The sequence below is a fragment of the Brevibacterium sp. SMBL_HHYL_HB1 genome (assembly GCF_018208375.1).
Taxonomy (GTDB): domain Bacteria; phylum Actinomycetota; class Actinomycetes; order Actinomycetales; family Brevibacteriaceae; genus Brevibacterium; species Brevibacterium intestinavium.
In genome coordinates this window covers 3,382,166-3,406,677 of record NZ_CP062936.1, presented here as the reverse complement: position 1 = coordinate 3,406,677, position 24,512 = coordinate 3,382,166, and the positions used below count along the sequence as shown (strand labels likewise).

Sequence of the window (24,512 nt, the reverse complement as noted above, 5' to 3'; positions counted from 1 at the left end):
CCGTGGCCCTGTGCTCGAAGCTTGGATGAGGGCGTTCATCGGCTGCTGATTGTCTCCGTTTTGGTAATCCTCGTTGAGCATAGTGAACCCGCGCGGCAGGTCAGCCAGGGATATCGCGCAACCGAGGGAACAGAAGGAGCCGCATTTCGTCAGGATTTCGGGGCAATCGGACAACGGGAGGGCCACTTCGATATGGGAACCGGGTGTAACGCCGGGCGTAGCTTCGGCGAGTGTGAGCTCGATACCGAGTACTTCGGGAGTGAGGCTTTGGACTCCACTGACGGGGACAGGGTGGAAGCCCTGGTGGATGAGCATATCGAGGCTGGCACCGTCGAATTCGCTGATAGCAACGCTACCGTTCAGGAGTGCCGTCACTAGTCTGCCTTCCTTCGAGACTTGCGCCGAAATTCTTCGAAGAAGGCGGAATATCGGTGGCTACGGCTTGAGTCAAGTTTGTCTAGATTTAGACGGTGGCCGCTATCCGCATTCTCAGCGGCTGGGAATGCCGAGGTCGACAACTGAGGTCCGTCAGATCTCTTCGGGTCAGGACGAAGGCCACGCGTTCGCAACACGACGGGAAATAGGGCCCAACTCAAGATGCTTACCTAGCTTGTGATGTTGCGAATGCAAGGAACCGTCGGGCTGGTCCGATGGCAGTGGTGCATCTATTTGTGGCTGGCGACTCAATCGGAGAACTCGCGCACAAGTTCGATGACCTTCCTCAACGCCGGATTGCGGGAGTCGGGATTCCAAATCGCATGCAGCTCGACGGCTCCATCAGGAACGTCAACCAGGGGAACGTATACGACTCCGTCCAAACGAAGATGCGCGGCTGACTCAGAGACGACCGCAATTCCTCTGCCAGCTGCAACAAGGTTAACGATCGTGAGGATCTGGCTGAGAGAATGGGTGATCTCATTGGAGCCGACATCGATATAGCGCACAGTGAGGTCGTAGAAGTAGCGGGCCTTCGTCGGCGAATGCATGATGAGATTCTGCCCAGAGATCTCGGATGACCGAAGGGAGTCTCGGTGTGCGAATGCGTGATCAATCGGCACTGCTGCGACGAGTCGCTCAGACTGCACCAGAGCCGTTTCAACCGTCGCTGGTACCCGGTCCGGTCGTCCGAGGCCGATATCGATCAGTCCGTCACCAAGGGCTTTGACTTCTTCGGCTGTAACCATCTCACTGATCTCGACGCTCACGCCTGGCAGGCGGTCTGCTATTCGGGAGAGCAGATCGCCCAGGACTCCGAAACTGGAGACCGCAGTGCAGCCGATCGTGATTTGACCCCACGATCCTTCTGCGACCTTCTGCGCCCTGCGCGGGGCTCTGTTAACAGAGGCGACCAGCCCGTAGGCCTCAGCCAGAAACGTTTCCCCGGCTGGTGTGAGAGTGACGTTTCGATTGTTTCGTTCGAACAGCTGTACACCGATCGATTTCTCCAATTTCTGAATCTGCCGGCTGAGGGGCGGCTGAGTCATATTCAGCTCCTCCGCAGCTTGTCCGAAGTGGAGATTCTCTGCCACCGCAATGAAGCTGGTGATCTGCGCCAGTGTGAACTTCATTGAACACTCGATTCCTACCGGGAGACGGTTCTGTTCGTTATCTGCAGTGTATCGGCTGTAGCACCTGGTGAATCGGTGAGTACGATCCAGCCCGGACGCATCACCAACGTGCGAGCGTAGCGTCGAAGTCGGGGTGGAACTGCCGCATATATGCGGTGTCATTGCGTTCACTCATGCCACTTTCGAGATACTGTTGGTGGAGACGAGTGAGTTTGGTGCGGTCGAGGGCAACTCCCAGCCCAGGACCTGCAGGTACCGTGACTGTCCCGCGTTCGAAAGCGAACGGTCTGCCTTCAACAACATCGTCATCCGGATCTTTCCACGGCCAGTGCGTATCGCACGCATAGTCGATGTTCGGGGTTGAGCCAGCGAGATGGAGCATCGCGGCAAGACTGATACCCAAGTGTGAATTCGAATGCATCGAAAGCTTCATGGAAAACGTCTCCGCGATTCCTGCCAGAAGTTTTGAGCGCGTGAGACCGCCCCAGAAATGGTGATCGGACAGCACAACATCAACCGAGCCGCGACTGACTGCTTCGGGCAACTGATCGAAGGCGACCACATACATGTTCGTTGCCAATGGTTGAGCGACTTGCGCTCGCACTTGTGCCAATCCCTTTTGGGTGGGTGTGGGATCTTCGAGGTATTCGATCCGATCACCGAGGCGCTTGGCAACGGCGATGGAAGTCTTGACCGTCCACACACCGTTGGGATCGATTCGCAGCGGCATATCGGGGAAACGCATGGACAGAGCCTCAATGGTCTCGACTTCCTGTTCTGGCGGGTAAACTCCTCCTTTCAACTTCAGGGAGGTGAAGCCGTATTCCGAGACCATCTTCTCAGCCTGCTTGACGATGCCGTCAGGCTCCAGCGCCTCTCCCCACCGATCCTCGGGCTGGTTCGGGTGGCCTGCCCATTTGTAGAATAGATACCCGCTGAATGGAACGTGTGAGCGTACTTGGCCACCGAGCAACGTGGATATCGGCACGCCGAATTTCTGTCCTTGAATGTCGAGAGAGGCAACTTCGAAAGGAGAGAATACGCGGTCGAGTGTTGACGAGGTCGTGACCATTCCGGCCATTCCATGTCCGCCTTCGGTTCTGTCGTGGCGTAGTACTTCGCGAGCAGATGCTCGAAGCCGTTCGAGGTTCTCAGCGTCGAGGCCTTTGAGACCATCAGCAGCCAAGCGTAGGCGGTGAAGGTGCTTCGCATCGCCGTAGGATTCGCCGAGCCCAACAAATCCTCCCACAGTTTCGACCTCGATGACCGAACGTAGCGCGTAGGGCTCATGGACGCCCACGGAATTGAGCAGCGGAGGGTCAGCAAAGGCAACCGGTGTGATTCGGATGTCTGTGATTGCCGTGTCCAGGGACATGAGTCACCGCCTGATTGTCACGGAATCCGTGGTCCAGGCGCGTGCCTGCTCAGAGAGGCTGAACCCCAGCCCAGGACGTTCCGGAACGAGCATACGGCCGTCTTCGGTCTCAAGGCGCTCATTGAATAGGGGATCGAGCCAATCGAAGTGCTCGACCCAGGGCTCGCGCGGGTAGCACGCCGCCAGATGGACATGGATCTCCATGGCGAAGTGCGGTGCCAAGTCCAATTCCGCCTCGTGGGCAAGAGTAAGCAGCTGCATGAAGTTCGTGATTCCGCCGACCCTCGGAGCGTCCGGCTGAATGATGTCGCACGCGCGCTTTGTGATGAGATTCTTGTGCTCGGCCACCGAACTCAGCATCTCCCCTGTGGCAATCGGGGTGTCGAGCGCAGTGGTCAGGCGGGCATGCCCGTCGGCATCGTAGGCATCGAGCGGCTCTTCGATCCACATAAGATTGAGATCATCGAATGCTCGGCCCATCCGCAATGCAGTCGCACGATCCCACTGCTGGTTGGCATCGACCATGAGCGGAACATCGCCGATGTGCTCACGGACAGCGGTCACACGGCGAATGTCTTCGGCTGTATCCGGCAGACCGACTTTGATCTTGATGCCGCCGATTCCATCGGCGATGGAACGGGAAGCCGCAGCCTTGACCTCCTCGAGAGAGGCGTTGAGGAAGCCACCGGAGGTGTTGTACGTGCGAACCGAATCGCGATGCGCGCCGAGGAACTTGGCGAGCGGAAGCTGGGCTCGCTTGGCCTTCATGTCATAGAGGGCGATATCGAGTGCTGCCAGCGCTTGGGTAGCGACACCGGACCGACCGACCGACGCGCCTGCCCACAGCAGGGAGACGTAGTTCTTCGCGATGTCGTTGGGGTCCTTGCCGATGAGCACTTCGGCAACTTCTTTGGCATGGGCGTACTGGGCAGGACCACCGGCACGTTTCGAGTAGCTGAAGCCCAGTCCTTCGTAACCTTGAGCACTCTTGATCTCAGCGAAGAGGAAGATCACTTCGGTCATCGGCTTCTGCCTGCCGGTGAATACCTTGGCATCGGAGATCGGCGTGGCCAGTGGGAGCGCTGCCGTCGAAAGAGTGACTTCGGTGATCGTATCCGGGGCGTACATAGCTGTTCTCATATCCTTTACTCGGCTTGTGCTGATTACCGGTGGTACTTGAAAGTGGGCGAATCAGGATGCTTTGGCTGTCGGTCGACTCTCGACTCTTGTGTGTCAGGCAGTGAAGAAGAGGCTGAGGATGAGCACTCCGATCAGGCCGAGAACCGCGAGGGTCGTCGTATAGGTGGTGCGGACTTTGAGGGCTTCGCCGACCTTGAGGTTGAAGTACTCTTTGAACATCCAGAACCCTGGGTCATTGACATGGCTGAAGGCGATCGAACCGCATGCTGTCGCGAGGACCATGAGCTCGGGCGAAGCACCTGTCGCGGCGATGAGCGGTGCAGCAATTCCGCCGGCGGTGGCGACTGCAACGGTGGCTGAACCCAGGGCGATACGCAGGATAGCTGCGATCACCCAGGCTAGCACTATCGGATTCATGTGCCACGACTGCGTGATGCTGGCAATGTAGTCGGCGACACCCGCCGAGGTGAGGACCTCTTTGAAGGCTCCGCCTGCTGCGATGACCATGAGAATCATCGCCATGGCTTTGGCGGCTCCGCTCATGGAATCGGCGACTTCCGACAGTGGCCGGCCAAGGCCCGGGCCAAAGGCGAATATCGCCACCAACAGGGTGATAAGCAAGGCAATTGGCGTGGCGCCAACAAACTTGAGCGTCGAGACAAGAACCCCATTCGATGGATTCGTCATGAGGACAGCCTCGGCACCGGCGATGAGCACAATAGGGAGCACGGTGACGGAGAACGACAGTGCGCGCGATGGAAGGAGTTCGTCGGGAACGGTCTCTTCATTGACCAGCCCTTTGGGGATCTGTGGATCGAGCCTGCGTACGAAAGGTAAGCGTGGCCACACCATTGCGATGGCGGCGCCGATCGGAATGGCAATGATGAGTCCATAGGCAAGGGTCTGGCCGACCGAGGCGTCGTAGAGGCCGGCGACAGCTGTCGGGCCTGGGTGGGGAGGGAGGAAGGAATGCATCGTCGACAGCGAGATCGACATAGGGAGTCCCACCCACAGCAGATTCGTTTTGGTAGCGCGCACCAGAGTGAAGGCAACTGGGACAATGATGACGAAGGCAGATTCATAGAACATCGTGATGCCCAGGAGCATGGATGCCGCCACCATTGCCCATTGGACGCCGCGTGTGCCGAAGACCTTTGTAATCGACGTTGCGATCTGCTGAGCTGCACCAGCGTCACCCATGACGCGACCGATCATTGCACCGAAGCCGATGACGGTCAGAGTCTCGGAAAGCTGATCTCCTATGCCGTCGCCGATGATTTCGGGGATCTCAGCAAGGCCGGCAGGGGAACCCTCATAGGTGAGAACACCTGTCGCAACGGCCCACAGTGCCACGAGCACCGACACGACGGTGAGCGCAATGAATCCATTGAGTTTGAGCCGCATCATCATGAAAAGAAGAAGTGCGACGGATAATGCAACGATCAGCAAAGGCATCTATGGCTCCGATCATGCGACCCAGAGTGGGCCGACAGCGTTGTCTGGCAGCGGAAATAGAGAATCTTCACCCGGATCTGGTCGTCGAACCGAGCCCATGTCGTTTGACTTTAGAGGTGAGGCAAGTCGCACGTCCAAGACTCATTGGGAATGGAACGATGCCGTGAAAACATTATTTGAATCGAATGCCTAGATGGCGGGCTGGTGAAGCTGCAATGCCTGTTAGGTATCGAATAGTGCAAAAAATGTCTTGGACGGGCATTATTTATTATTCCTAGACTGTCGGTAAACGACCCCAACGACGAGGAATGGACAATGGCCAAACGCACTCCGCAGGAACTTGCAACAGCCCTCAAAGACGGACTGCTCTCTTTCCCAGTGACAGCATTCAGCGACGACTTCAGTCTTGATGAGAAAACTTATGGCGAGCACATCGCCTGGCAGTCTTCGAAGGGGGTAGCGGGGCTTTTTGCTGCAGGCGGTACAGGTGAAGGATTCAGCCTCAGCCCCGAGGAACACCGTCGGGTGCTCGATATCGCAGTGGCCGAGTCAGACCCAGAGGTTCCGGTGCTCGGTTCAGCGAGTGGCGCGACGTGGCAGGCGGTCTCCAATGTCAAGGATGCCGAGGCGGCTGGGGCAGAAGGAGTGCTCGCGCTCCCTCCGTACTTGACCGAATGCACCCAGGAAGGTCTGTTCGCTCACGTTTCTGCGATTTGTGAGGCGACTTCCATCGGCGTCATCGTGTACAACCGAGCGAACGCCATCTATTCGGCAGAGACGATCGAGCGTCTTGCCGACGCTCATGAGAACTTCATCGGTTTCAAAGATGCGATCGGCAATATCGAGCATCTTGCGAAAGTTTATGGACGTAACGGGGACCGCTTGTTCTACCTGGGTGGCCTACCGACTGCTGAAACATATGCTCTTCCCCTGTTGCAGCTCGGTCTCAGCACCTATTCGTCTGCCATTTATAATTTTGTCCCTGACTTCGCGCTTGAATTCTATGCAGATGTTCGGGCGCAGAATCACGACGCTGTCTCGGAGAAGTTGCGTCGATTCGTGTTGCCCTACCTTGAGATCCGCGACCGCGGAGAAGGGTACGGCGTTTCGATTGTGAAGGCGGGGCTCAAGGCGATCGGCCGCGATTGCGGCACTGTGCGACCACCGCTGCGTAACCTCTTCGAGCAGGAACAGCAGGCTCTTGAAGACCTTATCCGCTCGGCCGGGATCGTTCCGGCCTCACGCTGAAAGGAAGGTAACAATGACTACAGGAACATCGATCATCGCCGGTCGGAGTGTCGTGGGCACCGAAGGCACTACCCGTGCGGTCAACCCTGCGACGAACGAGTCCTTCGGACCCGAGTTCTCGTTCCTCAGCTCAGCCCAGGTGGAGGAAGCGACCACAGCGGCGGCCGAAGCATTCGACACGTATCGCGACTCGACGCCCGAACAGCGCTCGTCCTTCCTGGAAGCGATCGCAGCGGAGATCGAGGGCGATTCCGAAGAGATCATCGCCACTGCCATGCAGGAGACCGGTTTGCCACAAGCTCGGTTGACCGGCGAAGTCGGCAGGACTGCAAACCAGCTGAGACTGTTCGCCGAGGTGGTTCGTCAGGGCGACTTTAATGGAGTACGGATCGATCCCGCGCTGCCGGATCGCACCCCTGCTCCCCGCGTGGACATCCGTCAGCGACAGGTGCCGCTCGGCCCCGTCGCCGTGTTCGGTGCGAGCAACTTCCCTCTGGCCTTCTCCACCGCCGGTGGCGACACCGCCTCGGCGTTGGCAGCCGGTTGCCCCGTCGTATTCAAGGCGCACAATGCTCACCCGGGGACGGGGTTACTGGTCGCTAGGGCGATCGCAAGGGCAGTCGCCGCTTCCGATGTGCACCCTGGCGTATTCTCCATCGTCTACGGGCGTGGTTCCGACATCGGCCAGCAACTGGCTGCCGACCCGCGAATCGCCGCGATCGGCTTCACCGGTTCGCGCAATGCTGGGCTCTCTCTAGCTGAGACCGCTGCCAAGCGGCGCACCCCGATCCCTGTCTACGCCGAGATGAGTGCGATCAATCCGGTGTTCGTCCTTTCAGGTGCGCTTGCAGGCGATACCAGCGCACTGGCACAGGGCTTCCTCAACTCGGTTACCGGTTCATCCGGTCAGCTCTGCACTGCTCCGGGTCTGCTTTTCGTTCCTATCGGAAGCGCTGGCGATGGCTTCCTTGCAGAAGTTAGGGAGGCATTTGCTGCGTCTGTTGGGCAAACCATGCTCACGCCCGGCATTGCGCAATCGTGGGAGGAGGGAAGATCCGCACTAGGAGCACAGGCCGGTGTTGAACAGTTGGCATCCGGTTCAACCGGGGAGACAGAGAATGCCCCGGGACCGACTCTGATGACGACGACGGTCGAAGACTTCTCTGCCAATGCAGCGCTTGGGGAAGAGGTATTCGGAGCGTTCTCTCTTGTGGTCCGCTATCGGAATACAGACGAGCTCGTCGATGCAGTGAAGTCGATGGAAGGGCAACTCACCGCGACGATTCAATCCGGTTCCGATGACGAGGATGCGGTCCGCACTCTGGTGCGCGAACTCGAGCTCAAGGTCGGGCGTATCCTCCTTGGCGGATGGCCGACCGGTGTCGAGGTAGGACATGCCATGGTTCACGGAGGCCCCTTCCCTGCAACGACGAACGGTGGAACCACATCAGTGGGAAGCCTCGCGATCGAGCGCTTCTTACGTCCTGTGGCCTATCAGAGTTTCTCTGACGCCCTATTACCTGCTCCGTTGCAGGACTCCAACCCGTGGGGACTCAACCGACGGGTCGACGGCACAATTGAAGGGCTGAAGAAGTGACCGCGCCGACGATCGAATCCGTGCGCGTCGTACCGGTGGCAGGCCGCGACTCGATGCTGCTCAATCTCTCCGGTGCTCACGGACCCTATTTCACCCGCAACATCGTCCTCGTCACCGACAGCGACGGCAGAACGGGTCTCGGTGAGGTGCCCGGAGGCGAGAACATCAAGGTCGCGATTGAAGAGGCCGGTCGTGAGCTCTCCGGCCGACGAGTGGCCCAGGTCAATCGGATCGTCTCAGAGTTGCATCGACGATTCGCTTCCGTCGACGCCGGTGGGCGCGGCAACCAGACCTTCGATCTGCGCGTGGGCGTCCATGCCACTGCCGTGATCGAATCAGCTCTGCTGGATCTGCACGGTCAGTTCCTCGGGCTTCCCGTGGCCGATCTCCTGGCCGCTGGTCAGCAGCGGGAGGCCGTGCCTATGCTCGGCTATCTGTTCTATGTGGGCAACCCGGATGCCACCGATCTCGATTATCTGCGCGAGCCTGCTGCAAGCGGGTGGGATCGTCTGCGCCGAGAGGAGGCCCTGACATCGGAGGCCATCGTCGAACTCGCGAAGGCCGCCTCGGCGAAATACGGGTTCAAGGACTTCAAACTCAAGGGCGGGGTCCTGTCTGGAGAAGCCGAGGTCGAGACCGTCACCGCCTTGTCTCGGGAGTTCCCAGATGCGAGGATCACCCTCGACCCGAACGGCGGATGGCTGCTTGACGAAGCCCTCGAATACGGCAGAGCGCTGAACGGGGTCGTCGCTTATGCGGAGGACCCGGTCGGCGCCGAGGGTCGATTCTCGGGGCGGGAGACCATGGCCGAATTCCGTCGGAAGACCGGACTGCGCACGGCGACGAACATGATCGCCACCGATTGGCGGGAGATGGCACACGCCATTCGGACCAATGCCGTGGATATCCCGCTGGCCGATCCGCACTTCTGGACGATGTCCGGATCACATCGAGTGTCCCAGCTGTGCCACGACTTCGGCCTGACCTGGGGTTCGCACTCGAACAACCACTTCGATGTGTCCCTGGCGATGTTCACCCATGTCGGGGCCGCAGCCCCAGGTGAGATCACCGCGCTTGACACCCACTGGATCTGGCAGGACGGTCAGGAGCTCACGACCGATCCGTTGAAGATCGTCGACGGCGAGATTCGGGTGCCGACAGCTCCCGGCCTCGGCGTGAGCATCGACGAGGATCGGTTGGCTGCGGCACACGAACTCTACGTCGAACACGGTCTGGGGTCGCGTGACGATTCCGTGGCGATGCAGTACCTGGTTCCGGACTGGACCTTCGACGCCAAGCGGCCCTGCCTGGTGAGGTGAGTTTCCCGCAGCCTCTCCGGCGGCCCTGGAAAACCGGCTCCAGATTTTCAGGGCCGCCTCTCCTGTGGAATTGCCGATCAGATGCCGAGCGGGTACGGGCACCGCACTGAGGCAGCCGCAGGCAGACAACTGCGAGGCAACTCACAGGAAATGATAAGATCGGGTCGCAAACAACTGTGAGTTCTGTGCGGAGCAGCGGTGCACTGCGAAGGGAGGAGCCTCATGGGTTCCCTATTCATCATGCTTGTCGGATTGGCCATATTCGTTGCGGGTTACCTCCTGTACTCGAAGTTCCTCGGACGCAGCATCTTCAAGCTCAAAGACACATTCACCACGCCCGCGCATGAACTCCATGACGGCGTCGACTACGTTCCGACGAACAAGTACATCCTCTGGGGCCACCACTTCACCTCGGTCGCCGGTGCCGCACCGATCGTCGGCCCCGCCATCGCGGTGATCTGGGGTTGGCTGCCGGCGCTGCTGTGGGTGACCATCGGAACGGTCTTCTTCGCAGGCATGCACGACTTCGGAACCCTGTGGGCCTCGGCGCGCAACAAGGGCCGCTCGATCGGCGCCCTGTCCTCGCGCTACATCGGCAAACGCGGGGCGAACCTCTTCCTCATCGTCATCTTCCTGCTGCTGCTCATGGTCATCGCGGCCTTCGCGGTCGTCATCAAGAACCTCCTGATCAGCACGCCGACCGCGGTCATCCCGACCTGGGGCGCGATCGTCGTCGCGCTGCTCGTCGGACTCTGCGTCTACCGTCTGCGCATCCCGCTGATTCCCGTCACCGTCATCGGAGTCGTACTCCTCTACGGACTCATCGTCCTCGGCAACAGCGTTCCCGTCGTCCTGCCCGAGTCGTTCTTGGGCATGAGCCCCGCGACCTTCTGGATCGTCGCCCTCTTCGTCTACGGCGCCATCGCTTCGTTGCTGCCGGTGTGGGTGCTGCTCCAGCCGCGCGACTACATCAACGGCGTCCAGCTGTTCATCGGCCTCATCCTCCTCTTCGGCTCGGTGCTCACCGCCACGCTCTTCTCCGCGGTCAAGCCCGAGATCGTCGCCCCGGCCATCAACACGAACCTGCCCGAGGGCACGCCCAGCATGATTCCCCTGCTGTTCGTCACCATCGCCTGCGGAGCCATCTCCGGCTTCCACGGCATGGTCGCCTCCGGCACCAGCTCGAAGCAGCTGGACAAGGAGACCGACGCCCGCTTCGTCGGCTACTTCGGTGCGGTGGGTGAGGGCCTGCTGTCGCTGGGAACGATCCTGGCGGTCATCGGCGGCATCAAGTCCACGGCCGCCTGGAAGGAGATCTACTCAGCCTTCGGTGAGGGTGGCGTCGATGCCTTCGTCCAGGGCGGAGGAGCCCTGATGGAGAACGGCCTCGGACTGCCTGCCTCCCTGTCCGCGACCGTCCTGGCCACCATGGCGGTGCTGTTCGCCGCCACGACCATGGACACGGGAATGCGCCTGCTGCGCTTCGTCATCCAGGAGATCGGTGAGACCGTGAAGCTGCGGATCACCAACGTCCCCGCGACTCTGCTCGTCGTCGTCATCGGCCTCGGGCTGACGTTCTCCCAGGGACTCGGCGGCGAGGGCGGACTGCGCATCTGGCCGCTGTTCGGCACGACCAACCAGCTCATGGCCTCCCTGTCCCTGGCGATCATCGCCGTCATCCTCATCCGCAAGCGGCGCAGTCCGCTGCCGGCAATGATTCCGCTGGTCATCGTCTTCGTCATGTCGTTCTGGGCGGCCATCGATCAGCTCGTCAGCTTCGCCACTCCCGGCTCGACCGACTGGCTGCTGTTCGCAATCGATGTGGTTATCATCATCGCCAGCATCTGGGTCGCCATCGAGGCATTCCTCGCGATGCGTCGGGCCTATCGGGAACCAGCCGAAGACCCCGACGCGGACGAGAAGCTGGCGGCGACGCGAGAGAACGTCTGATTCCACCATGCCAGGCAGCATCGCAGAGCAGATCACCCGCCGTCTCCGGGCGCTGCCCGAGAAGTGGGCGGCATTCCGGGAGGGACTGCTCGAGTTCTACGTCGGCCCCTACCGGCAGACGCTCAAACGAGAGCAGCAGGCCGAGGACGACTTCTTCTCCGTCGTCGTCCTCGGCGAGGCCCTCGGCGTGCCCGACCCGGCTGCCTACTACACGGCTGAGCTCATGCCCGCCGTCTGGGACGACTTCCACGCCTGGCATCGGCGCATGGGTCTGCCACGATCGCCGTTGGACCACATCGCATGCTGCTAGACATCGCACGCTCGAGCAGGCTCCTCTTCGTCGGCGGCAAGGGCGGTACGGGCAAGACCTCGATCTCCTCCGGGCTGGCGATGGCCCGTGCCCTCGACGGTGGGCGCGTGCTGCTGGTCTCGACGGATCCGGCGCACAACCTCGGCGATATCTGGCGCACGAAGCTCGCCGACGAGGCTCGGCGCGTCTACACCGCCGAGACCGGCACCGGCGCCGAGGCGGGGCCCGGTGTCGTCGACGCCATCGAGGTCGATCCGCAGGCCACGATCGACGCGCACTTCGCCACGGTCGAGGCGATGATGCGACGGATGCTGCCCGAACGCACTCACGCTGCGGTCCGCGACCATCTGCGGACGGCGAAGTCGGCCCCCGGCAGCCACGAATCGGCCGTCCTCGAGCGGATCGCGGTGATCTGCGAAGAGGCGATGGGCGTCTATGACCTCGTCATCTTCGACACCGCACCGACCGGGCACACCGTCCACCTGCTGTCCCTGCCCGAGCGCCTGACCGGCTGGGCCGAATCGCTGGTGGCCAACCGCGACCGCTCGGAGCGCTTTGCCGCCGCGGCGCGCTCCCTCGTCAGCCCGAAGGAGGAGACGCCCGGTCCCGATGCCCAGATGCGGCGCACCCTGCTGGCCCGGCGTGACCGCTTCGCCCTGCTGCGCAAGACCATCGCCGATGCCCAGCAGACCGGTTTTCTCATCACCACGCTCGCCGAACGTCTGCCGGTCGCCGAGACCCTCGTCCTCGTCCGCCAGCTGCGTGAGCTCGACGTCGATCTCGCCGGCATCGTCGTCAACCGGCTCTCCCCGGCCGATTCGGGAGACTTCCTCGCCGGCCGCCGTGCCTTGGAAGACGAGCAGCTGTCCCATCTGCACGCCGCCGTGGACCCGCTGCCGGTGGCTGAGTTGCCGCTGTTGGCCGGTGAGCTCACCGGCACCGAGGCGGTGCGGCAGCTGGCCGATCTGCTCAGTGGAGCGGCCGAGACGGGCAGGAGCTGAGGCGGGCAGGAGCTGAGGCACGCGAGGGGGCTGAGCCTCAGGTCAGGGGAGTGGAGGCCAGTCGAGTGGAGGCCAGTCGCCTGCCCAGGCTCTCGAGGCTCTCGAGCGCCAGGGACGAAACGTGAGGCGCCCGGTCGTCGGGACCGCGGCACTTGTCTCCTGCGGGTGGATCCAGCGTGAATCCGGCGGCGAAATCGAAGTGGATCCACCCGCAGGAGACGGAGACGCGCAAGCACGGCGTGCCGCCGAGGCAGCACGGCATGCCGCGTCGCCTCACCCCAGCCACCTCGCCAGCGTTGTCATTGGCACGAGCACGAGCACCAGTCCGAAACCGAGCATCGCGAACCTCCGCCAGGAGATCTCGACGCCCATCGCCGTCAGCCTCTGATGCCACAGCAGGGTGGCCAGTGACCCCCACGGGGTGATGATCGGGGCCAGATTCACGCCGATGAGCAGGGCGCCGAGCCGCAGAGGCGTGTCCGTGAACGCCGAGAGGCTGAGATAGGCGGGCAGGTTGTTGACCGCGTTCGCGCCGAGGGCACCGATGACCGCGATCCGCAGCAGGTCGAACACGCCCTCACCGTGCCCGAGACCGGCACCGAGGACCGCGTCATAGCCCTGGACGTGGATCGCTTCGACGATGACGAACAGGCTCGCTGCGATCCCGATCGTCCGCCACGGAACGAGCCGGAGGGTGAGAACGCTGCGTCGGCGGACGGCGAAGACCGCGAGCAGCACGAGGGCCGCGGCACCGGCGACGAGGGCCACCGGGATCCCGGTCACCAGCATCGGCAGCAGCACGGCGACGACGACTGCCGCAATGCCCAGCAGGCGTCGGTCGGGAATCACCGTGGTCTCCTCGAGCTCGTATCGGCCCTTCAGGTCCCGGCGGTGGATGAGGGTGAGCGCGAGGACCGTGATGAGCACCGCCACGAGCGCCGGAGCCCAGAACTCGGCGAAGAACTCCAGCGGCGTCCCGCCGAGCGCATCGGCGGCCAACAGGTTGGTCAGGTTCGACACCGGCAGGAACAGTGAGGCGGTGTTGGCCAACCAGACGGTGGCGAGAGCGAACGGCAGCGGAGAGAGACCGACATGCCGGGTAAGGACGACGATGACCGGAGTGATGAGGACCGCTGTCGTATCCAAGGACATGAACGCCGTGGACACCGTGACCATGGCGAGGACGAAGAGCCACAGCAGCGCTCGCCGCCCCCGCCCCCAGACGGCCAGGCGCTCGGCGACGACGGAGAAGACTCCTGCGACGCTGGCGAGTTCGGCGACGATCGTCATTGCGATGACGAAGACGAGGACGGGCCCGGTCGTCTCCGCGAGCCCGACCAGGTCCTCGCCCGGCAGACGACCGGTGATGACCGTGAGGACCGCGACCGCGATGAGCACCCACGGCACGATGACGTTCCACCGCAGAGAGCGAGGATTCCACTGGCTTTCGCGCACACCTGCAGAGTACGGCACTCCTGTCACCGTCCGCTCCGGCCGAGGGCCATCGGGCCCTTGATCGGCATCAACCGGGTCGTTCGGCCTCGCGCACGAACGCCGGATGCCGCCGCAGCCTGACCCGCAAGTGAGCGGGCTTGAGCACGCCGAGAGAGAACGTGAGGCCGGCTATCGCCTTGCGCTCGGAGACCCAGGCTCGGATTTCGCACTCGTCGGCCCGGTCGATGACGTCGATGGACACGATGACCGTGCGAGCACTGTCATTGACCCGGGCCTTGTTGATCAGCCCCGGTCCCGTCGTATTCACCCACGCGACCCGTGCGAAGCAGCTCTCGACCACCTCGACGGCATCCTCAGGCGGTAAGGCGAGCACGAGGGCATATGTGCGAGTCGAGACGATGCTGCGATGGATGAGCAGGGCGATGAACAGGCAGACGATCAGCGCGACGATGAAAGACGTCATCGCTCACCCGGCCCAGCGCACCTGTCGACTCTCGTCCTCACGATTCCATCTTCTCAGAACACTCTGTGCTGGGAACGCCGTGCCCAGCCGGACCGCGCCCAACCGTTCCTGGTCGGCCGCAGCCTGGCGGGATCACCTCGGCGGTCATAGGCTGGAGCCATGGCTACTCCAACGGACAGTTCTCCCATCCCCACCCTCGACCTCAACGACGGGCGCGCGATCCCGCAGCTCGGTCTCGGCATCTATGCGATGAACGGGCCCGAGGGCGTCGACGCGATCGTGAACGCCGTCGACACCGTCGGCTACCGCCTGCTCGATACGGCGGTCAACTACGAGAACGAGCGCGAAGTCGGCGAGGCGGTCGCGAACTCCGCCGTCGACCGTGAGAAGCTCTTTGTCACCTCGAAGATCCCCGGCCGCCACCACGGATTCGACGAATCCATCGCCAGCACCGAGGAGTCCCTGGCCCGGCTCGGCCTCGACTACCTCGACCTCCACCTCATCCACTGGCCCAACCCCAGCGTCGGCAAGTACGTCGAGACCTGGCGCGGACTCATCGAGCTGCGCGAGCGCGGGCTGGTCAAGTCCATCGGCGTCTCGAACTTCACCGAGGCGATGCTCACCGAGCTCATCGACGCCACCGGAGTCACCCCGGCCGTCAACCAGGTCGAACTCCACCCGTACTTCCCGCAGGCCGATCTCATCGCCTTCCACCGGACGATCGGCGTCCAGACCGAGGCCTGGTCCCCGCTCTACCGCGACCAGGGACTGTTCGACGAGGCCCCCATCGCCGAGGCGGCCGCCGCCCATGGTGTGACCCCGGCCCAGGTGGTCCTGCGCTGGCATCTGCAGATCGGCAGCCTCCCGATCCCGAAATCGGCCAACCCGGATCGGCAGGCCACCAACGCCGATGTCTTCGACTTCAGCCTCACCCCCGCCGAGGTGGACGCGATCTCCGCACTCGAGCGCGGACGGATGAAGGACCGCGATCCGCTGACGCACGAAGAGATGTGAAGGTGGCACTCTCCCGACAGTGAGCTCGGGCGGCCACGGTCAGCTCTCGGCTGTGTAGAGGTCGACGATGCCCATCGGGTTCGGAGGCGGAAGGGTGATCTGTGACCGGGCGGCCTCGGTGCCGAAAGCGAAGAGGAGATAGGCGACCAAGCGCTGCGACAGGCCCATCCTGTGCTCCTTCGCGGCGGCGCCGAGTCCGGAATTGGCCAGCATCACCATCGCCAGATCACCGACGACGAAGTCGTCCCGGAGCATTCCGGTCTGCTTCGCACGGTCGACGAGGTCGGCGAACTCGGCTTCGGCCCCACCTCGCCGATCTCCGACGGCGGCATCCGTCCGCTGCGTGGAGAGGAACGCTTCGGTGAAGCCGCGATCGGCGATCTGCATGCGAGCGATCTCGGCGATGAAACGGCAGAACCCCCGCCACGGATCAGGGTCGGCCACCGCCTGCGCCAGCACGGATTCGCAATGGTCGATCTGCCTGGCGAACACCTCGGCGACGAGGCTCTCACGATCGGGAAACCGTCGGAACAGCGTCGCGGCGCCGACTCCGGCCCGCCGGGCGATCGCGTTCATCGGTACGTCGAGTCCGCGCTCGGAGAACAGCTCCTTCGCCGCGGCGAGGATCCGCCGACGATTCGCAGCGGCATCCGAACGCAGACGGGGAGAGCCGGCGGCGTCGATCTGAGTCGGCTCGGACATCTCTTCTCTCACTTCCCCCGAAAAAGGAATGGGTATTCCACTTATCCGCTTAGTCTAAGTGGAAAGCCCGCTCCAGAACAGGCTGGGCGGCGAGCAGACAGACTTTCGGCGGACGGCCGGGGGAAGGGGAAGCAGTTGAGAATTCTCATGTTCGGTCGCGGCGTCATCGCGACACAGTACGGGTGGGCACTGGAGCAGGCAGGACACGACGTCGACTTCTACGTCCGACCGGGACGAACGGCCACCTACGGCCCCTTCGTCGATCTCGACATCCTCGACGGGCGAGCGCGTGGGAGGAAGCGTCGGATCAGCCATCGGTGGCCGCTGACCATGCGCGAAGACCTCGACTCGAACCATGACTACGAGCTCATCATCCTGAGCGTCAACCACGACCAGCTGCCCACGGCGGTGGAGTTCCTCAGCAGCCGCCTCGGCGACGCCGCTCTTCTCATCTTCAACAACATCTGGGACGACCCGAGCGATAGTGCGGCACCGCTTCCCGCGGGGCAGGTGGTGTGGGGCTTCCCCGGCGGAGGCGGCGGCTTCGCAGGAAGCACCCTGCGCGGCGGAATGCTGCGGTCGCTCACGCTCGGGCTCCTCGATGGAGGTCCACCGACTGCGGCGCACACGAGGGTGCACGAGCTGCTCACCGGTGCGGGATTCTCGGTCACCACGGTCGAGGACTTCCGCAGCTGGCTGTGGTTCCACTTCATCCTCGACGCCGGGCTCATGGTCGGCATCCGCCAGGCGGGAGGTGTCGAAGCGTTCGTGCGCTCGCCGGCGTCAGCGAAGCTCACCCTTCGACTCATCCGCGAGATGCTGCCGGTCCTCGAGGCGAAAGGCGGGGTCCCGACGCGCGGTGCGAAGGCCATCCGCCTGCTCCCGACGGGGCCGGTCGCCTTCGGCCTGCGCAAGCTGCTGGGCGGCGGCTCGATCTACGGCGCGGTGACGAGGGACGCCCAGGTCGGAGCCCAAGGCAGCGCGGAGATGATGAACATCTATCCCCGCGATGTCCTCGCCGAGGCGCGTCGCCTCCAAGTGCCCATCCCGCAGCTGGCTGCGCTCGCGCCCGTGTTCCGTTGAACCAGGGCTGGGCAGTCGGTGGCCGGAGCCATCGACTTCAACGACATCGTATGCGGCCCGTGGATCTCGGACGGCGCGAGCTCAGGAGCTTAAGCGATGCTGGACCGAAGCGACCCGACGGCCCTGCGCTGCTGTGCCGCTGTGTCAGTGGGTCGTGAGACGCTGAGGCCATGGACCGAACACTGACCTTGGTGTCCGGCGAGGAGATCATGAACCTCGCCGGGCCCGGCGCATACTCGCGCGGCAGCAGATACGCCGAGCAGGGACATGTTCTGCGGGTCGTCTGGCACGACAGCGACCAGGAGCTCGTCGGCGACGTCGCCGGTTCGACCGGCCTCTATCGCACCACCGTCGGCTTCGAGGACTTCGAGGACGGGGAGCCCGGCGAGGTCGTCTTCGCCGAGTGCACCTGCCCGGTCGGCACCGACTGCAAGCACTGCGTGGCGACGCTGCTGGTCAACAACGAACGCATCGTCGAAGGCAGCATTCCCGGCATTCGGTACCCGGCCGGACCGGCGACCGTCCCGGACGCACTGCGCCCGGCCACCGCACGCCCACCCGAGCCGACGCCGGCATGGCAGCAGCAGTTCGATCGCATCGTCGAGGCCTCACACCGGGCGGCACGATCTGCCGGAACGGAACAGGCTCTGGCCCTCGGCTTCGAACTCCACCGGCCCCCGGCACATCACTACTTCCAGCCGAAGGCCCCCGCCCGCCTCAAAGCCTCCGAGATCACCGACGAAGCGGAACCCGAGCTGCACATCCGCCCGCTCGTGCCCGGGGCGAAGTCGAACTGGATCAAGGGGCAGGCCGGTTGGCACTGGTTCAGCTCACGGTCCCAGGCCGCCCGCTTCGATGCCGAGCAGTTCGAATGGTTCTACCGCCTGGCCAGCCTCGACGACCTGCTCGGACTCTCCGGCTATGCGAGCTCCGCCGCGACGATCCGACTCGACAGCTTCGCCTCCCCGCATCTGTGGGACCTTCTCGCCCAAGCCTCTGACCTCGGAATTCCCCTGGTCAGCACCGACAAGCAGATCGCGGTCCACCTCGCTGACGCGGCGTCGTTCCACATCGACGTCACCCGCAGCGAACCCGCCGGGCCCCAATCCCCGCTGCTCGTGGCACCGAAGGTCATGATCGATGACCGGTCGGTCCCATCCACGACGGTCAGACCGATCGGCCGCACCGGCGTGTACTCGCTGACGATGACCGGGAAGTCGAAGGCGGCGATCACTCTGGCACCCCTGTCTGCGCACCTGACCCCGGCGCAGAAGACGATGCTGGGCCCTGCCTCGGCGACGGAGATCCCCGTCGAAGGTCAGGACGAATTCTTCGACCGCATCCTTCCGCTCCTGCGCACCCCGACCGGCCACGGAACGCGGAGCTCCGGCCGAAGCGAAACCGCCGACCGAACCGGTTCGGGCCAGAGCAACCCCGGCCGGACCGAGACGATCATCAGCAGCGATGGCTCGGTCGAGCTGCCCGAAACTTGCGAACCCCACCTCAACCTCCACATCACCTTCGAGACCGCCCCGAGCAGGAGCCGACAGAAATCGAGCCCGCCGACGACTGCGCGCCTCGACTGGTCGTGGACCTACTACTCACCGCAGCGCACCTGCCCGCTGATCGCACACGACTCCGAATACACCGGCCGCCCGGACGCACGCGACCCGAAATTCGAGCGGGCGACGCTGACCGAGCTGCGCGCAATCGACGGCGATCTGGCCCGCACCCCGTCGGAGACGCTGACCGGCATCGACGTCGCCACCTTCGTGACCAGGACACTGCCGAGGATCGACGAACTCGGCTCCATCGCCGTCACGATCGCCGGCAGCGACGAGGCCCCGGAGTTCCAGGAGCTCGACGCCGACCCCTCGATCACGATGCGCACCGAGGCCAGAGACGACTCCGACTGGTTCGACCTGGGCATCGATGTGACGATCGACGGCCACGAGATCCCGTTCGCCGAGCTGTTCACCGCGCTCGCGACCGAACAGACGCACCTGCTGCTCAACGACGGTTCGTACTTCTCCCTCGACCACCACGCCTTCGACACCCTGCGCGAACTCCTCGCCGAGGCGGCCGCACTCGACGGCTTCACTCCGGAGAACCCGCAGATCAGCCGCTACCAGGCCGCGCTGTACGAAGACCTCGAGGAACTCGCCGATGAGACCGCGGAGGACCCCGCCTGGGCGGATCTCATGGCGGGTCTGCGCGAGATCGACACGATCTCCGAGGTCGACGTCCCGCCCACTCTGAACGCGGACCTGCGTCCCTACCAGGTCGAGGGCTTCCGGTGGCTGACGTTCCTGCTCGAACACTGCCTCGGCGGGATCCTCGCCGACGACATGGGACTGGGCAAGACCCTGCAGACGCTGGCTCTGATCGACCACGACCGCCGGCTGCGGAACGACGCCAAGCGGGACTCGTCGCCGTTCCTCGTCGTCGTACCCACCTCGGTGGTGGCGAACTGGGTGCTCGAGGCCCGGAAATTCACACCGCACCTGCAGGTCACCGCGCTGTCGGCGACGGCGAAGAAGCGGGGGAGCACCGTCGCCGAGGCGAGTGCCGGATCCGATATCGTCGTCACCTCCTATGCGGTGATGAGGCTCGACGTCGAGGAGTTCGCCGGGCTCGACTGGGCCGGAGTCGTCTTCGACGAGGCCCAGTTCATGAAGAACAGCCAGGCGAAGACCCATCGGGCGGCACGACGGATCGCCGCTCCCTTCCGGTTGGCGATCACGGGCACCCCGATGGAGAACTCGCTCAACGACGTGTGGTCGCTGGCGGCCGTCACCGCACCGGGCCTGTTCCCGAACGCGAAGCGCTTCAGGGACGACTACGTCCGACCGATCGAATCGGGCGACGATCCCGAACGGATGGCGAAGCTGCGCAAGCGGCTGCGTCCGTTCATGCTGCGACGCACGAAGGACCTCGTCGCCGCGGACCTGCCGGAGAAGCAGGAACAGGTGCTCGGCGTCGAACTCGAAGCCCAGCACCGCCGGCTCTATGACACGGTCCTCCAGCGCGAACGCAAGCAGGTGCTCGGCCTCCTCGGCGACTTCGAGAAGAACCGGTTCGCGATCTTCCGTTCGCTCACCCTGCTGCGGATGCTCGCCCTCGACCCGGGCATCGTCGACGAATACGCCGATTCGGGAATCGGTTCGAGCAAACTGACCGTGCTGCTCGAGCACCTGAGCGAAATCGGGACCGAGGGCCATCGTGCGCTCGTCTTCAGCCAATTCACCAGCTATCTGCGCGCCGTCGCCGCCGAACTCGACTCGCAGGGCATCGCCTATGAGTACCTCGACGGGTCGACGAGGGACCGGACGAAGGTCATCGAGTCCTTCCGCACCGGCAGCGCTGCCGTGTTCCTCATCAGTCTCAAGGCCGGCGGCTTCGGCCTCACGCTCACCGAGGCCGACTATGTGTTCCTGCTCGACCCGTGGTGGAACCCGGCGGCCGAATCCCAGGCGATCGACCGCACGCATCGCATCGGACAGACACGCAGCGTCATGGTCTACCGCCTCGTGGCCGAGAACACGATCGAGGAGAAGGTCCTGGCGCTGCAGCAGAAGAAGGCCGAACTGTTCACAGCGCTCATGGACGACGGGGAGGCCTTCAGCGAGGTCATCTCCGCCGCCGATATCCAGGGGCTGCTGGACGGGTGAGCCGCAGCCGCGGATGCGCCGCCGACGGCTGAAGGGCACACGATGTGTCGCCGATGCCCCTGCCGGCTGTGTGAGAATGGTCGGGTGAATGCGGGGGGCAGGCGCCGGCGCGCTCTGCGCGGCAGTGCCGCAGCGACTGCGGCGACCTTCGTCGCTCTGGCCTCCCACATCATCGGCGGCGGCTCGATGCCCAGCCTGTGGGGGATCATCGTCCCCTTGGCGCTGTCGACACTCGTCTGTGTGCTGCTGGCCGGTCGGAAGCTGTCACTGTGGCGGCTGTCGGCCTCCGTCGTCGCCAGCCAGGCCCTGTTCCACCAGCTGTTCACCGTCTTCACACCGCTCGCCTCTGCACCCGGGCCGACCAGCGCCGTCGAAAAGCATGCACACCATCACGCAAGGGCGACGAGCTCCATGGCCGGTGTGGGAATCGGTTCCGGTGACCCGACGGATCCTGCAATGAGCTCCGGGGCGCACGCGCACGGCTCGCTGCCGATGCTCCTGGCCCACCTGGCAGCGGCCGTGCTCACCATCGTCCTCATCTACTGGGCGGAGGCGCTGCCGGCCAAGCTCTGCGAATTCGGCCGCCGGATCATCCGTGCCCTCCTGCCCGTCTTCTCCCGTCCGCGCACCGTGCCCGAAGGTCCGCGGCCGACGGTCATCATCCGCCTTGAGCAGCCGCGCCGTCCCGGCATCGTCCGGTCTCCGGTGCTGCGACGAGGACCTCCCGCACACGCTTTCTGAACACTCACCGAACCCGCACATCGGCACTCGGCGCCGGTGCGGGTCCTGCTGACCCTTCTTCACAGAAAGCGCCATCATGACACTTCGCACGTCATCCCTGCCCGAAAACTCCGACCCCCGGACCGAACGCCACCGACACAGACCCGCCGGCCCATGGTTCGGCCCGCTCCTGCGCAGACTCCACTTCTATGCGGGAATCCTCATCGGCCCGTTCATCCTCATCGCCGCGCTCAGCGGTGCGCTCTACGCGCTCAGCCCACAGCTTGAGAAGATCGTCTACGCCGACCAGCTCACGACCTCGACCTCGGGACCGTCCCTGCCCCTGACCGAACAGATCGAAGCCGCGAACGCCGTCGTCGGAGACGAGGACACGCTCAGCGCGGTCCGCCCCGCTCCCGAACCGGGAACGACCACCCGAGTGATGTATGCCGACCCCCAGCTGGGCGAAAGCGAATCCCGGGCGATCTTCATCGATCCCACCACCGCCGAGGTGACCGGCGACCTCACCGTCTACGGCACCTCCGGGGCCCTGCCCCTGCGAACCTGGATCGACCAGCTGCACCGCAGCCTCCACCTCGGCGACGTCGGGCGCCTCTACAGCGAACTCGCCGCCTCGTGGCTGGGAATCGTCGCCGTCGCCGGTCTGGTCCTGTGGATCATCCGTGCTCGGAAGACACGCCGCCTCGCCGCGATGCTGCGCCCGGACCGGAAGCACAGGGGACTGCGGCGCACGTTCTCCTGGCACGCCTCAGTCGGGGTGTGGGCGGCAATCGGCATGCTGTTCCTCTCCGCGACCGGCATCACGTGGTCCCAGCTGGGCGGGGAGAATGTGACGAAGCTGCGTGCGGCCCTGAGCTGGGAGACCCCCGCGATCTCCACCGAGCTGGGCGACACCTCGGCCGGCGACGAGCACACCCACCACCATGATGGCAGTTCCTCCGCCGAGGCGACCGCGCCCGCCATCGATCCTGCCGACTTCGACATGATGCTGTCGATGGCCCGCGAGGTCAATGTCAACACCGGCCTCGTCGAGATCCTCCCGCCCGCCGATGAGCACTCGGCCTGGGTCGTCCAGGAGATCCAACGCAGCTTCCCCACCGAGGTCGACGCCGTCGCCTTCGACCCGGACACGATGGAGGTCACCGACCGCGTCGACTTCGCCGACTACGGGCCGGCGGCCAAACTCGCACGGTGGGGAATCGACCTGCATATGGGGTCGATGTTCGGGCTGGCGAACCAGATCGTTCTGTTCGTCCTGGCGATCGGCATCGCCTCGATGGTCGTGTGGGGGTACCTCATGTGGTGGCAGCGGCGGCCCAAGCACGATCCGACGAGGCGATTCGGCGTCGCTCCCGGCCGCGGTGCCCTTGCCGGTGCGCCGTGGTGGGCAGTCGCAGGTGTGGCGCTCGTCGCGATCGGCATCGGGATCGTCCTGCCCCTCGTGGGGGCCAGCCTCGTCGTCTTCCTCATCGTCGATGCGATGCTGGGGTTGAGGGCACGATGACCGTGAGGCGTCTCCGCTGACAACTGTGCCCGCCGCCCGATCCGTTTCGAGGTCGGCGGCGGGCACACATCACTTGCTCAGCCGTTCTCTGGGACCTCGACGAGGTTGGCTCGGATCCCAGCCAAGAAGGCGACGCCGAGGTCGGTGAGCGAGAGCTCCTTGCGTTTCGCACCGGTGCGCGGCGCGTCCACCTGACTCGTTGCCAGCAGCTGAGAGTCCTCGAGACGCTTGAGCGTGCGGTACAGGCCCCTTTCGGTGACGTTCCAGCCCGTCGTCGACCTCAGTGCCTCGGCAACGGCGGCGATGCCGATCGGCTGATGGTCGGCGACGAGCGCCAGGATGATGGGCGTGAGCATCGACTTCTTATAAGTTTCGACCCACGAGTCCACGCGGTGGTCGAGCCATTCCTCCTCGGCGCTCGGATGCGATGACGCCACCTCAGTCCTCCCAGCCGTGCCCGAGCACGGTGCCGAGCAGGTGGAGGAGCAGGCCGAGGCCCCATAGGGAACTCATGACAAGGGTCGCACCGAACCACGGCGAGGCCAGAAGACTGTCTGCGGCCGCCTCGATCCCGCCTTCGGCTCCGAGGGCGATGCCGCGGCCGGCGGCGTGGGCGGTGAACGAGGTCGTCACGACGACATAGGCGATGGTGTGCGCAATGACCCCACCGAAGCGCACCCGCGTGAGGCGGCGTCGGTGACGCCATGCCCAGATGAGCAGGCCGAACGCGACGACCGCAGTGAGCGTCGCGGCCAGCACAGTGATCTCACCGCCGGTGACGGCGATGCAGATCTGCACCGCTGCCATACCGCCGACGAGACTGAGCGTGTACGGCAGGAAAAGGGACCGCACATCGGTTGACTGAGGAGACTGTCCAACGGTGTTCATACAGGTATTGTACCAATGGTTCACTACC

General features: G+C 64.0%; 21 protein-coding genes. 12 read left to right on the top strand and 9 right to left on the bottom strand.

The window, feature by feature from the left end:
- Window positions 1-21 precede the first annotated feature (21 nt).
- Window positions 22-378 (top strand): hypothetical protein, encoded by a 357-nt coding sequence (locus IG171_RS15625; protein WP_212128272.1) that lies wholly within the window; start codon window positions 22-24, stop codon window positions 376-378.
- Window positions 379-683: 305 nt separating this feature from the next.
- Here the strand turns inward: IG171_RS15625 and IG171_RS15620 are convergent, their stop codons facing one another.
- The 4 genes from IG171_RS15620 to IG171_RS15605 form a co-directional block, all read right to left on the bottom strand.
- Window positions 684-1,568: a LysR family transcriptional regulator gene (locus IG171_RS15620; protein ID WP_212128271.1), complete on the bottom strand. Its 885-nt coding sequence runs from the start codon at window positions 1,566-1,568 to the stop codon at window positions 684-686.
- Between the two features lie 100 nt (window positions 1,569-1,668).
- Window positions 1,669-2,943 (bottom strand): glucarate dehydratase family protein, encoded by a 1,275-nt coding sequence (locus IG171_RS15615; protein ID WP_212128270.1) that lies wholly within the window; start codon window positions 2,941-2,943, stop codon window positions 1,669-1,671.
- A gap of 3 nt (window positions 2,944-2,946) precedes the next feature.
- Window positions 2,947-4,071, bottom strand: a complete 1,125-nt coding sequence (locus IG171_RS15610) for a mandelate racemase/muconate lactonizing enzyme family protein (RefSeq protein ID WP_212131731.1) — start codon at window positions 4,069-4,071, stop codon at window positions 2,947-2,949.
- 105 nt (window positions 4,072-4,176) lie between these two features.
- The gene (locus IG171_RS15605) at window positions 4,177-5,538 is read right to left on the bottom strand and encodes a gluconate:H+ symporter (protein WP_212128269.1); all 1,362 of its coding nucleotides are present in this window, start codon (window positions 5,536-5,538) and stop codon (window positions 4,177-4,179) included.
- 315 nt (window positions 5,539-5,853) lie between these two features.
- Between IG171_RS15605 and IG171_RS15600 the strand changes: the two genes are divergently transcribed.
- The 6 genes from IG171_RS15600 to IG171_RS15575 all read left to right on the top strand — a co-directional run bounded on the left by IG171_RS15600 (window position 5,854) and on the right by IG171_RS15575 (window position 12,963).
- Window positions 5,854-6,786 (top strand): 5-dehydro-4-deoxyglucarate dehydratase, encoded by a 933-nt coding sequence (locus IG171_RS15600; RefSeq protein WP_212128268.1) that lies wholly within the window; start codon window positions 5,854-5,856, stop codon window positions 6,784-6,786.
- Window positions 6,787-6,799: 13 nt separating this feature from the next.
- Window positions 6,800-8,383: an aldehyde dehydrogenase (NADP(+)) gene (locus IG171_RS15595; RefSeq protein ID WP_212128267.1), complete on the top strand. Its 1,584-nt coding sequence runs from the start codon at window positions 6,800-6,802 to the stop codon at window positions 8,381-8,383.
- A 53-nt stretch (window positions 8,384-8,436) separates the two neighbouring features.
- Window positions 8,437-9,702 (top strand): enolase C-terminal domain-like protein, encoded by a 1,266-nt coding sequence (locus IG171_RS15590; protein ID WP_212131730.1) that lies wholly within the window; start codon window positions 8,437-8,439, stop codon window positions 9,700-9,702.
- A 222-nt stretch (window positions 9,703-9,924) separates the two neighbouring features.
- On the top strand, window positions 9,925-11,652 hold the full coding sequence (locus IG171_RS15585) for a carbon starvation protein A (RefSeq protein ID WP_212128266.1): 1,728 nt from the start codon (window positions 9,925-9,927) through the stop codon (window positions 11,650-11,652).
- A gap of 7 nt (window positions 11,653-11,659) precedes the next feature.
- Window positions 11,660-11,962: a cory-CC-star protein gene (locus IG171_RS15580; RefSeq protein WP_212128265.1), complete on the top strand. Its 303-nt coding sequence runs from the start codon at window positions 11,660-11,662 to the stop codon at window positions 11,960-11,962.
- Complete coding sequence (locus IG171_RS15575) at window positions 11,953-12,963, top strand: TRC40/GET3/ArsA family transport-energizing ATPase (RefSeq protein ID WP_212128264.1); 1,011 nt, start codon at window positions 11,953-11,955, stop codon at window positions 12,961-12,963. Before IG171_RS15580 ends, IG171_RS15575 begins: the two co-directional genes overlap by 10 nt.
- A gap of 273 nt (window positions 12,964-13,236) precedes the next feature.
- Here IG171_RS15575 and IG171_RS15570 read toward each other — a convergent pair whose 3' ends face one another.
- Together IG171_RS15570 and IG171_RS15565 are read right to left on the bottom strand one after the other, a co-directional pair.
- The gene (locus IG171_RS15570) at window positions 13,237-14,418 is read right to left on the bottom strand and encodes an SLC13 family permease (protein ID WP_249203742.1); all 1,182 of its coding nucleotides are present in this window, start codon (window positions 14,416-14,418) and stop codon (window positions 13,237-13,239) included.
- Window positions 14,419-14,485: 67 nt separating this feature from the next.
- Complete coding sequence (locus tag IG171_RS15565; RefSeq protein WP_212128263.1) at window positions 14,486-14,881, bottom strand: hypothetical protein; 396 nt, start codon at window positions 14,879-14,881, stop codon at window positions 14,486-14,488.
- Between the two features lie 159 nt (window positions 14,882-15,040).
- Between IG171_RS15565 and IG171_RS15560 the strand changes: the two genes are divergently transcribed.
- The gene (locus IG171_RS15560; RefSeq protein ID WP_212128262.1) at window positions 15,041-15,895 is read left to right on the top strand and encodes an aldo/keto reductase; all 855 of its coding nucleotides are present in this window, start codon (window positions 15,041-15,043) and stop codon (window positions 15,893-15,895) included.
- Between the two features lie 39 nt (window positions 15,896-15,934).
- Here the strand turns inward: IG171_RS15560 and IG171_RS15555 are convergent, their stop codons facing one another.
- Complete coding sequence (locus IG171_RS15555) at window positions 15,935-16,597, bottom strand: TetR/AcrR family transcriptional regulator (protein ID WP_212128261.1); 663 nt, start codon at window positions 16,595-16,597, stop codon at window positions 15,935-15,937.
- Window positions 16,598-16,732: 135 nt separating this feature from the next.
- Between IG171_RS15555 and IG171_RS15550 the strand changes: the two genes are divergently transcribed.
- From IG171_RS15550 to IG171_RS15535, 4 genes are all read left to right on the top strand, one after another.
- Window positions 16,733-17,680: a ketopantoate reductase gene (locus IG171_RS15550; protein WP_212128260.1), complete on the top strand. Its 948-nt coding sequence runs from the start codon at window positions 16,733-16,735 to the stop codon at window positions 17,678-17,680.
- A 170-nt stretch (window positions 17,681-17,850) separates the two neighbouring features.
- Window positions 17,851-21,351 (top strand): DEAD/DEAH box helicase, encoded by a 3,501-nt coding sequence (locus IG171_RS15545; protein ID WP_212128259.1) that lies wholly within the window; start codon window positions 17,851-17,853, stop codon window positions 21,349-21,351.
- An 84-nt stretch (window positions 21,352-21,435) separates the two neighbouring features.
- Window positions 21,436-22,092 (top strand): hypothetical protein, encoded by a 657-nt coding sequence (locus IG171_RS15540; protein WP_249203741.1) that lies wholly within the window; start codon window positions 21,436-21,438, stop codon window positions 22,090-22,092.
- A 76-nt stretch (window positions 22,093-22,168) separates the two neighbouring features.
- Window positions 22,169-23,596 carry a PepSY-associated TM helix domain-containing protein gene (locus tag IG171_RS15535; protein ID WP_212128257.1) on the top strand — a complete coding sequence of 476 codons (1,428 nt, stop codon included), beginning with the start codon at window positions 22,169-22,171 and terminating at the stop codon, window positions 23,594-23,596.
- Between the two features lie 77 nt (window positions 23,597-23,673).
- Here IG171_RS15535 and IG171_RS15530 read toward each other — a convergent pair whose 3' ends face one another.
- Entirely contained in the window at window positions 23,674-24,033 is a 360-nt protein-coding gene (locus IG171_RS15530; protein WP_249203740.1) for a helix-turn-helix transcriptional regulator, read from the bottom strand.
- Window position 24,034: 1 nt separating this feature from the next.
- Window positions 24,035-24,484 carry a hypothetical protein gene (locus IG171_RS15525; protein WP_212128256.1) on the bottom strand — a complete coding sequence of 150 codons (450 nt, stop codon included), beginning with the start codon at window positions 24,482-24,484 and terminating at the stop codon, window positions 24,035-24,037.
- Between the last annotated feature and the right edge of the window lie 28 nt (window positions 24,485-24,512).

Coding starts and splice junctions, on each gene's coding strand:
- IG171_RS15605 (WP_212128269.1), bottom strand. CDS start 5,538: ATGCCTTTGCTGATCGTTGCATTATCCGTCGCACTTCTTCTTTTCATG.
- IG171_RS15585 (WP_212128266.1), top strand. CDS start 9,925: ATGGGTTCCCTATTCATCATGCTTGTCGGATTGGCCATATTCGTTGCG.
- IG171_RS15560 (WP_212128262.1), top strand. CDS start 15,041: ATGGCTACTCCAACGGACAGTTCTCCCATCCCCACCCTCGACCTCAAC.
- IG171_RS15610 (WP_212131731.1), bottom strand. CDS start 4,071: ATGTACGCCCCGGATACGATCACCGAAGTCACTCTTTCGACGGCAGCG.
- IG171_RS15600 (WP_212128268.1), top strand. CDS start 5,854: ATGGCCAAACGCACTCCGCAGGAACTTGCAACAGCCCTCAAAGACGGA.
- IG171_RS15615 (WP_212128270.1), bottom strand. CDS start 2,943: ATGTCCCTGGACACGGCAATCACAGACATCCGAATCACACCGGTTGCC.
- IG171_RS15595 (WP_212128267.1), top strand. CDS start 6,800: ATGACTACAGGAACATCGATCATCGCCGGTCGGAGTGTCGTGGGCACC.
- IG171_RS15580 (WP_212128265.1), top strand. CDS start 11,660: ATGCCAGGCAGCATCGCAGAGCAGATCACCCGCCGTCTCCGGGCGCTG.
- IG171_RS15535 (WP_212128257.1), top strand. CDS start 22,169: ATGACACTTCGCACGTCATCCCTGCCCGAAAACTCCGACCCCCGGACC.
- IG171_RS15525 (WP_212128256.1), bottom strand. CDS start 24,484: ATGAACACCGTTGGACAGTCTCCTCAGTCAACCGATGTGCGGTCCCTT.
- IG171_RS15555 (WP_212128261.1), bottom strand. CDS start 16,597: ATGTCCGAGCCGACTCAGATCGACGCCGCCGGCTCTCCCCGTCTGCGT.
- IG171_RS15575 (WP_212128264.1), top strand. CDS start 11,953: ATGCTGCTAGACATCGCACGCTCGAGCAGGCTCCTCTTCGTCGGCGGC.
- IG171_RS15590 (WP_212131730.1), top strand. CDS start 8,437: ATGCTGCTCAATCTCTCCGGTGCTCACGGACCCTATTTCACCCGCAAC.
- IG171_RS15620 (WP_212128271.1), bottom strand. CDS start 1,568: ATGAAGTTCACACTGGCGCAGATCACCAGCTTCATTGCGGTGGCAGAG.
- IG171_RS15545 (WP_212128259.1), top strand. CDS start 17,851: ATGGACCGAACACTGACCTTGGTGTCCGGCGAGGAGATCATGAACCTC.
- IG171_RS15565 (WP_212128263.1), bottom strand. CDS start 14,881: ATGACGTCTTTCATCGTCGCGCTGATCGTCTGCCTGTTCATCGCCCTG.